Source organism: Apibacter adventoris (assembly GCF_002964975.1).
GTDB classification, from domain to species: domain Bacteria; phylum Bacteroidota; class Bacteroidia; order Flavobacteriales; family Weeksellaceae; genus Apibacter; species Apibacter adventoris.
Genome location: NZ_PSZM01000001.1, coordinates 413,036 through 423,370, shown reverse-complemented (window position 1 = coordinate 423,370; position 10,335 = coordinate 413,036). Strand labels below are relative to the sequence as shown.

The 10,335-nt window shown below is 31.0% G+C and carries 9 protein-coding genes; 7 read left to right on the top strand and 2 right to left on the bottom strand.

The features are described 5' to 3' along the window. The 7 genes from C4S77_RS12850 to C4S77_RS01945 all read left to right on the top strand — a co-directional run. Positions 1–502 (top strand): helix-turn-helix transcriptional regulator (locus tag C4S77_RS12850; RefSeq protein ID WP_395855909.1); only part of this gene is annotated, 502 nt, incomplete at its 5' end. 473 nt (positions 503–975) lie between these two features. After that, a complete protein-coding gene (locus tag C4S77_RS01970; RefSeq protein WP_105245671.1) occupies positions 976–3,162 on the top strand; it encodes a type VI secretion system Vgr family protein in 2,187 nt (728 codons plus the stop codon). A gap of 3 nt (positions 3,163–3,165) precedes the next feature. Further along, positions 3,166–4,230: a PAAR domain-containing protein gene (locus C4S77_RS01965; RefSeq protein ID WP_105245669.1), complete on the top strand. Its 1,065-nt coding sequence runs from the start codon at positions 3,166–3,168 to the stop codon at positions 4,228–4,230. A gap of 4 nt (positions 4,231–4,234) precedes the next feature. Next, positions 4,235–4,603 carry a hypothetical protein gene (locus tag C4S77_RS01960; protein ID WP_146106007.1) on the top strand — a complete coding sequence of 123 codons (369 nt, stop codon included), beginning with the start codon at positions 4,235–4,237 and terminating at the stop codon, positions 4,601–4,603. After that, on the top strand, positions 4,600–5,199 hold the full coding sequence (locus tag C4S77_RS01955) for a hypothetical protein (protein WP_105245665.1): 600 nt from the start codon (positions 4,600–4,602) through the stop codon (positions 5,197–5,199). Before C4S77_RS01960 ends, C4S77_RS01955 begins: the two co-directional genes overlap by 4 nt. Positions 5,200–5,210: 11 nt before the next feature. Continuing rightward, positions 5,211–6,500, top strand: a complete 1,290-nt coding sequence (locus C4S77_RS01950) for a hypothetical protein (RefSeq protein WP_105245663.1) — start codon at positions 5,211–5,213, stop codon at positions 6,498–6,500. Then, the gene (locus tag C4S77_RS01945) at positions 6,478–7,371 is read left to right on the top strand and encodes an NUMOD1 domain-containing DNA-binding protein (protein ID WP_181042771.1); all 894 of its coding nucleotides are present in this window, start codon (positions 6,478–6,480) and stop codon (positions 7,369–7,371) included. Before C4S77_RS01950 ends, C4S77_RS01945 begins: the two co-directional genes overlap by 23 nt. A 56-nt stretch (positions 7,372–7,427) precedes the next feature. Here C4S77_RS01945 and C4S77_RS01940 read toward each other — a convergent pair whose 3' ends face one another. After that, positions 7,428–8,198, bottom strand: coding sequence for a type III pantothenate kinase (locus C4S77_RS01940; protein ID WP_105245660.1), 771 nt, complete (start codon positions 8,196–8,198; stop codon positions 7,428–7,430). Positions 8,199–8,201: 3 nt separating this feature from the next. Continuing rightward, positions 8,202–10,052 (bottom strand): M1 family metallopeptidase, encoded by a 1,851-nt coding sequence (locus C4S77_RS01935; RefSeq protein WP_105245658.1) that lies wholly within the window; start codon positions 10,050–10,052, stop codon positions 8,202–8,204. Positions 10,053–10,335: the final 283 nt, after the last annotated feature.

Sequence of the window (10,335 nt, the reverse complement as noted above, 5' to 3'; positions counted from 1 at the left end):
AGCAAAACTAAAAGAAGAAGAAGCTAAGTTTTTAGAAGTAGAAAAAGAAAATGCAGAATTACAAATACGAATAAAAGAAGAAGAAGCACATAGGTTACAGAAGGAAGTACTATCCAGAACTAACCAGATTGTTTATAAAAATGAAATGTTGAAAAATTTAACAGATACTATCAAAAATGACCCAAACTTCAATACTTTTTTATTAGAGAGAATGATAAAGGAAGAAGAACGATTAGACAAAAATTTTGATGATTTTGTTAATGTATTAAATGAAATTCATCCGGAATTTTATAACAGATTACAGGAAAAAACGAAACAGAAACTAACTTCCTTAGACCTAAAGTATTGTGTTTATATATTTATGAAAATGCCCACTAAAGAAATGGCAGATTTATTACATGTAGAGCTAAAGACTGTAAGGATGAATAAATATAGATTAAAACAAAAATTAGGTTTAAAAAAAGAAGATAGTCTAGAAGAATTTATACAGAATATTATATAGTTAATTAGTGAAATTTTATATTTGATAATATAAAGAAATATATAAAAATAGTTATATCATTATCTGTGTATCACCTTTTTATTATTTGCTTTTATTTTTCCACAACAGTGGAAGAATAAGAGAAAAAATAGTAAAAATAATATCCGGAGATATTGATTTTTTCTACAGCCGTGAAGATTAATTCCTTAAAATGAAATGCAGCAGTTTTCAAATTTGTAGGCTTTGATCTTCCAATTTATTAGTTAAATATACTAGGCTTAAATAATAGTTTAATGTATTGTAAAATATCATTCATAAATTATAATGCTATTTAAAAGCAAATTAATAGGATTTCATTTTGCTAGGAATGAGTTTTTATAAAAATAAGTACATAAAAATATTATAGTATAAATCATGATATTTATTATGTATATAAAATATAAAAAAATATATATATTTGTATTAATAGTATTTATTATATATTTGATTATTATATGAGCATAATAGAAGATCCTAATAAAAAGACACCTCAGGTAGACCTGAGTAAACTCACAGAAAAGCTACAACAATCAGCCCTTGACTCAGCTGAGACAAAACTGGATCAAGCCACCCAAGGCATCCGAGAAGAGGTAAAAAAAGTACAGGAAACAGCCTCCCGGGTACAAAACAAACTAACCCGGGTAAACGAAGAACTTAGCCCGATAAAAGGCAACACCTTTGAAATCATCCCCCCGGAAGTATTGGAAAAACAAAAAGCCTTAAGCAGTTTAGTAACCTACGGAGGCGATTTAAAGAGCCTCTATGGCGACAGCCATCTGGTATGGAGCACCGTACAAATAGGCGGGGAATACGTACTGACCGATAGCCATTTTACTCTGAGCATACACCAGCAGGTAGGGACTCATGACAGCTTTGAAATTTTGTGTCCCAGTGAAGCCTTCGGAGAAAAAGACAGCTATCCCTTAACGAATACCCGTAAGTATTTAGGGAAACGCTGTACCCTGCAACTCAAACAATACGGACAGACCACCTATATCTTTACCGGAATCATAACCCAGATCCGCAACAAACGCATAGACGGTTATAGCCATATAATCTTAGAAGGAAAATCCCCAACCATCCTGTTAGAAAATGGCTTGGATTGCCAGAGTTTCGAAAAAAAAGGACTTAAAGAAATTATTGAAGAATCTACCCGAGAATATCCTTCCGACCTGATTCAGTGGGATATACGTCCGCACCTACAAGAAAAACTGCTATATACCGTACAATATCGGGAATCCGATTATCAATTTATCAGAAGGTTAGCCACAAGGTATGGAGAATGGTTTTACTACAATGGCACCCAGCTGGTCTTTGGCGGGTATGGGGGCAAGACTGTAGAGCTGGTAGAAGAACAAGACCTGTTCGAATACGAACTGAAGATGCAATTAGTCCCCCAAAAGTTCACCTATACATCCTATGATGCCAAACAGGCTGAGAACTACACCGTAGAATCCGAAAGTGTAAGCGTACAAGGCACCAAGAATCCCTTTCAGCAATATGCAGAAGAAGCCTCAGCCAAGACCTACAACAAAGTTCCCCTTTCCTTATACAACCAAAGTTTGATGGAAAGTGGCAGGATGGAGCTTACCTCTGCAGTAAAGAGACAGAAACAAAGCCGTCAAAACGTGTTTTATTTAGAAGCCAAGACCCATAATCCGAACATACGTTTAGGCGATATTGTGAAGCTCAAAGCTTGGATGCCGGGACATGAGATCTTCAAGAACGGAGAGGTTCCTTTAGAGAGCTACCGCATTATAGAGATTACCCATAACTACGAAGGAATGGAAGGTTATCATAACTTTATAGTAGGGGTACCGAAAGAAATAGAGACTCCCCCTTATATGGAAGAAGACGCCATCCCCCAATGTGAAGAGCAGTCGGCTACGGTTATGGATAACAACGATCCGGAAGGGATGTCGAGAATACGAGTACAGTTTCTATGGCAGAAGCCCTTTAACGGAATGACCCCATGGATACGCTCCATCACGCCCTACGCAGGATCCGGCAAAGGGATGCATGTAGTACCGGAAATAGGAGAAGAAGTGATTGTGAGTTTTGAGAATGGGAATGCAGAGAAGCCTGTTTCTTTGGGAGCGATGTTCAACGGAAAAGGAAAATCTGGTCATGGAGGTAAGGGAAACTACAAAAAAGGACTTCAAACAGCTAGTGGATGTCATGTGCTTTTTAATGATAAAAAAGGATCTATGGATTTAGCTGATAAAGGTAATTCTAATCTTTTTTTTGATGGTTCAGGTAATTCAACTATTAATACATCGGTTACCCAGGTAATAAATGTCGGAGATAATTCCTGTTTATTAAAAATGGATTCCGGAGGAAATATTACTTTAGATGGTAAAAGTTCGTTAAAAATCACTATAGGAGCTAGCTCTTTATCAATGGATTCCGGAGGAAAAATAACTTTGAAAGGAAAAGATATTACAATAGAAGATGATGGAGAAACAAAAATATCAGCTTTAAAAGACATAACTATTGATTCTTCACAAAAAATATCAGCACATGCAGTAAGTGATGCGAAAATTAGTACTGATGCTGATTTAAATTTAGAAGGTGAAAAATCAACATTGAAAGGAGATTCTTTAACCGATATAAAAGCAGCCTTAGTAAAAATAAATTCATAAATTATGGGTAAAGAAGCGGCGAGAATGCAATTTGATACAGCAGGTCATACAGGTCCTATAGTGACAGGAAGTTTTAATGTTTTTATTGGAGGTATGCCTGCTGCTAGAAAAGGAGATAGTTTTATTTGTTCTACTCATGGTATTGGGGCTATTACAGAAGGTTCATCAACAGTTTTAATAAATGGAAAATCTGCAGCAAGGATAAATGATAAAACTAGTTGTGGAGCACTCTCTTTACCTTCTGAAGTAGGACCAGCTCCTGAAAAATATAATTTTATAACACCAGTTAAGGATAATAAATTGAATAATGATGGAACGGTAAATACTACTCCTGATTGGCTTGATGCAAAGTTTGTAACAGCATATGCAAATCAAGAAGATTTAACAGGTGGTGGTAATTATGATAAAATAAATTTTGGTGCTACATTAGCTAATCTGAAAGGTAGTAATGAATGGAAATTTAATGGAAATAAGATAGGGGTAAATGGAGGGCTTAGATTGTATGATCTTGAAGGTGACCTTGGCTATTATAATGAAGATAAAATTGTTGGATTAGAGGCTAATGCCAAAGCTACAATGGTTGGAGGTGATATGGAAATATCGAATGAAGGTTCATATGGTAATAAAGTAGCAATTGGAGCAAATGGAGATCTTTTAACAGCTGGGGTTAACGCTAAAAGTGTTTTACGTAAAGGGTACGAAGGTAAATATGGATATCAAGCCGATGTAGGAGCAGAAGCTCATGTAGCCAAAGGAGAAGTAATAGGAGAAAATCAAATTTTGGGAATTGTAAATATTAAGGTAAAAGTTTCTGGGTCAGTAGGGAGTGTAGGTGTTTCTGCGGGAGGAGGAGGATATGTTGATACAGATGATTACATTGCGAGTGTAAATGTTAATGGAGAGTTAGCTGTGCTTTTAGGGATAGGGGTAGATATTGAAATTACTGTCGGGGATTTAACAGGGAAAATTAAATCTTTTTTTCAAAATTTATTTGGTGAAAATGAAAAAGAAAGTGTAAGTTTAGAAGGTGTTATAATTAGTGGGTGTTCTAATGTAATTATAGGATAGATAAATGAATAAAAAAATAATTTTATTAATTATAGGTTTGTGTATGAGTGTTTTTGCTGTTCCTTTAACCTATATAGTTGGTAAGCTGTTGATTAAATATTTTAAAATTACTACGGTACCCATACTAAAACCAATTATGTTATCAACTATGGTAGTTGGATTGACATTAGTGGGTGCTTGTATAGGGCATATTATTGTGGATAGAATAGTTAAGTTTCATAAAACTAAAAATAGTAATAATCTTACAGTAAATCTTGTAAAATATTTTGTTGAAAATCATAAATCAATAGAGAATTTTATTATAATTTTCTTTTTGTGTTTATTGCTTTTTATGTTATATGGAATTTGGATTAAAGAATATATAAATAAATGAAAAAATTAATAGTTGTAATTATATTTTTATTATGTTCATGTAATTCGGAAACAAAAAAGAACAAAATAAGTAATGAAAAAATGAGTAATATTTCAGTCATAGATAAAAACTCTTTTAATAAAGAGTATATAAAACAAAATTTTTGGAAATGTCATTACGATTCAGCAGGTGAAGATCTAAAATATTATATATTTTTACCTAAGGATGTAAAACCAATTTCTATAGAAGTTCGTGAAATTAAAGGTTCTGGATTATTTAATATAGGGACTTATGCAAGAGTTGATAGTACTTTTCCTTATTTAGAAGTATGGGTTTATTCTGAAAAAAATAAAAGTAATAAATCTCTTATAAATTGGGTAAGAGAAAAATTAAAGATTGTAGGGCAGGAAATCATATATGAAAAGAAAAAATATTTAGATAATGGGAAAGAATATTTGGATGTAGTTTCTAAAAAATCATCCGTAATTACTAGGACTACAGAATTAATAAATGAAAAAGGTTTTTATATAATGGTTTCAGTTTCTTGTGATGTAAATGAGTATGAAAAACTATCTGAAACAATTCAATTTATTTCTTCCAATTGGGGGTGTGAATAAGTTATTAGTACATGATTGAAAATACTGTTAAAGATTATCCGTTTCCAATAGAACAAAACTTTTCTATTGATTATCTTCAAAAAAATTATTGGAAGTGTATTTATACTTCTTATGAAGAAAGATACCATTATTGGATTATTCTTCCCAATTATGTTAAGCCAGTTAAATTAGAGCCAATAAATATTAATAGTGTAGGATTAATAAATATAGGTCAATATATCCAAGTTGAAAATAATTCATATATAGAAGTGTGGGTTGCATACGAACATTGTTCTTATGAAATGAATGTTATGGATTGGTTATTAAAAAAATTATATATTACGGGAGAAAAAATTATAAATTATAAAGAATTTGAAGATTACAGTGGTAAATATTTAGATGTTTTAACATATAAAAAATGGAATGGTGAAGAAGAAATTATTTCAAGGTTTAAGGTACTAAAAGATTATGATAAAGTTATTGCTGGAGCTAATTACTTTTGCATTAAAGTTTCTTGTCAAGAAAAAAATTATCAAAATTTAGCTTTTGATATTTATACAATTGCAAATAATTGGAACTTATTGCACAAAACAAATTGGTCAATTGCAGAAAATTTAGTTCCTTTTAGATATGAAATGACAGAAACTATTAATTTTTATGTTCCTGTTTCGTGGAAAATTTTCATTTTAGATTCAGATGTTGATTATGTAAAAAGATTTATATTTAGTCATGATGAGAATGAAAAAAATATAGGGGTAATAAATGCATATTTTTATGCTAATATAGATATGACATTAGATCTAGTTTTAAATAAATCTTTAGATAGACTTAATAATTCTGAAGTAATTAATATTGATTTAGAAAAACTCATAATTGATAAAAAAAATAAAAACCCGTTTATTTCAAACTTTTGGCATGCTCAAGGAGAACTTGAATATCCTAGAGATAATTTAAAAGCCTGTATAATAATTTATATAATAAAAACTGAAAAGGGTTGGTATTATTTTGAATCAGTAGGATCAAAACCTAATTTAGAAAATTATAATTGGGAAATAAATAAAAGGTGTATAGAATTAATAATAAATTCATTTAATAACTTAAATTTTAAGTTAAGAAAAAGTGATAGTTTTTCAAAGGATATTAAAGTAAAAGAAAATTCATATAAAATCTATAAAGGGAAAAAATATACAGAACAAGAATGGGAGAAGTTCGAGCAAGAACAATTTGAACACTATGCGCGAAAAAACAATATATTGCTAGAAGATGAAAAACCTAAAAAAGAAGGCAGATTTTTTCTGGATGAAAAAGAAGGAGATTATTAATACATCAATGAATAATATAGATCTATACCCTTATCAAAACCTATCCTTATCAGACATGGAAGAAGAGATCTGGAAGGAAGTTTTTGGATACGAAGGCTATTTATCAGTCTCCAATAAAGGTAGAGTAAAATCATTAGCCCGCTCTTATACAAACGGTAGAGGGTTTAGTTTTAAGGAAGAAAGAATCTTAAGACAAAAAATAGGAAAAGACGGATTGACTTTTGTTATTAGTGTAGATGGAATACGCCACAATCATATAACTGCAAGAATAGTTTATTCCACTTTTATTAAGTCTTTGCCCGACTTTAAAAAGAAACAATTATTTATACTCCACAAGGATAATGACAATTTAAATAATAATGTGGACAACTTGTTTTTAGCCAATCGCTCACAGGTTATGAAACATTATTTTAAATCAGGAATAATAACGCCTAATTTTCATACGCATAGCGAAGAGGCAAAAAAAAACTTTCGGACTTCCCGGTACAAACCTGTATCACAATATACCCTTGAAGGAAAATATCTGAGAACCTATAAAAATATAAAAGAAGCAGCCGTTCATTTGGGAATATCTCCTTCCTCTATATCAGTTGCTCTTCAGGGGAAAACAGGCTATGCAAAAGGGTATTTGTGGGGAGAAGCTAAAGAAGAACCATCAGATATTCCCCCGTTTATCATGCCTTCTTTAGGTACAGTTATTTCTAAATATGATAAGTCCGGAAAACATATATCCAATTTTGAAAGTATCCGTCAGGCAGAAAGAATTACCGGAGTGAATCGTAACTGTATTCGTAAATGTCTTTTGGGGAAAAGACTTACAGCCGGTGGATACATCTGGAAAGAAGCAGATAAAAAAACTACTGAACAGTAAGATGATTTTTTATTAAGTGTGTATAATTACTGCATATTTTCTTATAAAAAGGAAGATTATTGCAATCCTTCTTTTTTCTGAGTTATATATAATTCCCTTAAACCTTTAATGGTATGTAAACGATCATATATTTTGATTTTAGAAGTTAATGGGGCAAAAATATGTCCGGTTCCGCCTGTTGCAATTACATATGTTTCTTCTTTTAATTCTTTGTTAATTCGATCTATGAGTCCTTCAACCATACTTAAAAATCCGAATATCACACCGCTTTGCATACATTCCTCTGTATCCTTTCCTAAAGTTTGCTTGGGTGTACGCATTTCAATATCCGATAATTGGGCAGTTGAACCAATTAATGATTTTAAAGAAGTAATTACACCCGGAGCAATAACTACACCTTTTATTTCTCCGTTTTTATCTACACAAGTAAGAGTTAAAGCCGTTCCAAAATCCACAACAATTTTGGTTCCTTCATATTTTTTAAAAGCGTAATAAGCATTGGCATATAAATCAGTTCCCATTTGTGGAGACATAAAAGTAAGTTCAGTAGGTGTATTTTTACTTACCAACGTGGTTTTTATGTTATGTAGCCTTTGAAGGGATTTCCTTACAGGATAAGTTAGATGGGGAACCACAGACCCTACGGCAATATCTTTTATTCTATTTATGTCAATATCATAGTTTTTAAATGCTATTTTAAATTGAGAGTAGAGTTCATCTTCAGTTTTATAAGGTTTGGTATTCATTACCCATGAATTTACACACTCGTCACCTTCAAAAACTCCGAATCGAATGTTACTATTTCCAATATTTACAACTAAAAGCATATTTTATTTTTTAGGATATATATTATTTTGATAATTTACATCACCTAATCTTTGAGTGGCATCAATCATCATAGATTTAATTTTATCCATTGAAAAAGGAATATTAAAAGTATATTCTTTTTGAGTCCATTTCCAATAGGGAAGAAGTTTCATTGGAATCGAAAATTCTTGTTTTTTCGTATTATGCATCATGTTCAAGGGTATTGTATAAATCTCTTGAGTTCCATCTGTATAAGAAACATATAGATCTACCGGCATTGGGAAATCTCCCAGATTTTCTAGTGTGATTTGTGTAGAATTTTCTTCGTAAGGGGTAACAGCTTTAATTGCATAGTCAATTTGACGAGTAGTAGTAGTCATATAATTCCAGTACCATTTAAGATCCATTTGAGATACTTTTTGAGCTATATGAATAAAGTCTCGATCTGTAGGATGTTTAAATTTCCAGGTTTCAAAATATTCTTTCATTATTTTGGATAAGTTTTGTTCTCCTACGATATATCCTAACTGTATTAAAAATAACTCCCCTTTTATATAAGCAGCAACAGAATATGCTCTATTGGTTTTGAAATGATCGGCTAATAGTCCCATGGCTTCTTCTTGTCCGGATTTGGTAAAATTAATATACGTATTTACGGTTTTATAGTGAGGGTTCGGAAGATTTTTTACACTTTCAGGAAATATTTTTGACATAACTAAATTTTCGGCATAAGAAGTAAATCCTTCATCCATCCAAGCACGCATGCTCTCGTTGGAGGCAATAATTTGTTGAAACCACGAATGAGAACCTTCATGAAACATCAATCCACAAAGATTTTGTAAAGAATTAGAATTTCCTAATATCATAGAACACATTCCATATTCCATTCCCCCATCTCCTCCTTGTATAAAAGAATATACAGGATAAGGATATGCACCGAAATTTTCTTTCATGATTTGGTAATACTCAACAATTTTAGGTTTTGCATCTTCCCAATATTTTGTATTTTCAGATTTTTGATAAACTAGGTATACTAAGGGACCTTCAGGTACTTTTATACTATCTACAGTATAATCAGGATCAGCAGCCCAAGCAAAATCATGTATATTTTCTGCTTTAAAATGCCATAATATCTTTTTATTTTTTATTTTAGGCTTAGCTATAGGGGTGTATCCTTTGACATCGTCAGGATTTTGCAAAACACCTCCAGCACCTAAAATATAATTTTTGTCAATATTAATTTTTACATCAAAATTACCAAAAACTCCCTGAAATTCTCGAGCTATGTAATCAAAGGTATGCCACCCTTCATAGTCATATTCTGCAACTTTAGGATACCACTGGGTCATAGTCAGATCAATTCCTTCTGAATTATTTCTACCACTTCTTCTTATTTGTATTGGAACCTGTGCTTCCCAGGTCATTTCAAAAGTAGTTTGCGTATTTGGTAAGATAGGTTTAGCTAATTCTACCTTTAAAATTGTTTCTTCTTCAGTATATTTTAATGGAACATCTTCTTGTTTTAATGATAGTATTTTCTGATATCCTATTTCATTATCTTTTAATAAATGAATCCGAGATTCTCCATTATTTGTTATCATACGGGAGTCTGCTTTTTTTCCTAAAGTCTGTAATTTTTGATCCATCATAGAATTTGGCTGAAAAGCATTCCAATACAAATGAAAATAAAAAACTTTTAATGTATCGGGAGAATTATTCGTATATACAATTGTTTGATTTCCTTTATATTGATAGTTTTTGACATCTACATCAATATTCATTTTATATTCGACCTTTTGTTGATAATAGGCATTTTGCTGTGAAAATATGAATGTGTTTGTTAATAAAATAAAAACTAAGAAAATATTTTTCATCAATGAATTATTTTTTTATGCAAATTAAATATATTTTTAATATTCCGAATAAGGTTTTTTAGGAAATTACAAAATAGATATATTATTTTGTTGTTTGGAAATATGGATACTTTAAACTTTATAAAAATTATTATTTCTTAATAATATAAATTTAATTGATTAAAAATGCTAGAAATGAATCTCAACGTTTAATTTTCTAGGTTTTATAATTAATAGAGTATTTTAATAAAAAGAAAAAAGGATATTATAACTTTAATGTCCTTTTTTTTCATCTTAATTTTAT

Coding starts and splice junctions, on each gene's coding strand:
- C4S77_RS01940 (WP_105245660.1), bottom strand. CDS start 8,198: ATGCTTTTAGTTGTAAATATTGGAAATAGTAACATTCGATTCGGAGTT.
- C4S77_RS01970 (WP_105245671.1), top strand. CDS start 976: ATGAGCATAATAGAAGATCCTAATAAAAAGACACCTCAGGTAGACCTG.
- C4S77_RS01955 (WP_105245665.1), top strand. CDS start 4,600: ATGAAAAAATTAATAGTTGTAATTATATTTTTATTATGTTCATGTAAT.
- C4S77_RS01960 (WP_146106007.1), top strand. CDS start 4,235: ATGAATAAAAAAATAATTTTATTAATTATAGGTTTGTGTATGAGTGTT.
- C4S77_RS01945 (WP_181042771.1), top strand. CDS start 6,478: ATGAAAAAGAAGGAGATTATTAATACATCAATGAATAATATAGATCTA.
- C4S77_RS01965 (WP_105245669.1), top strand. CDS start 3,166: ATGGGTAAAGAAGCGGCGAGAATGCAATTTGATACAGCAGGTCATACA.
- C4S77_RS01935 (WP_105245658.1), bottom strand. CDS start 10,052: ATGAAAAATATTTTCTTAGTTTTTATTTTATTAACAAACACATTCATA.
- C4S77_RS01950 (WP_105245663.1), top strand. CDS start 5,211: ATGATTGAAAATACTGTTAAAGATTATCCGTTTCCAATAGAACAAAAC.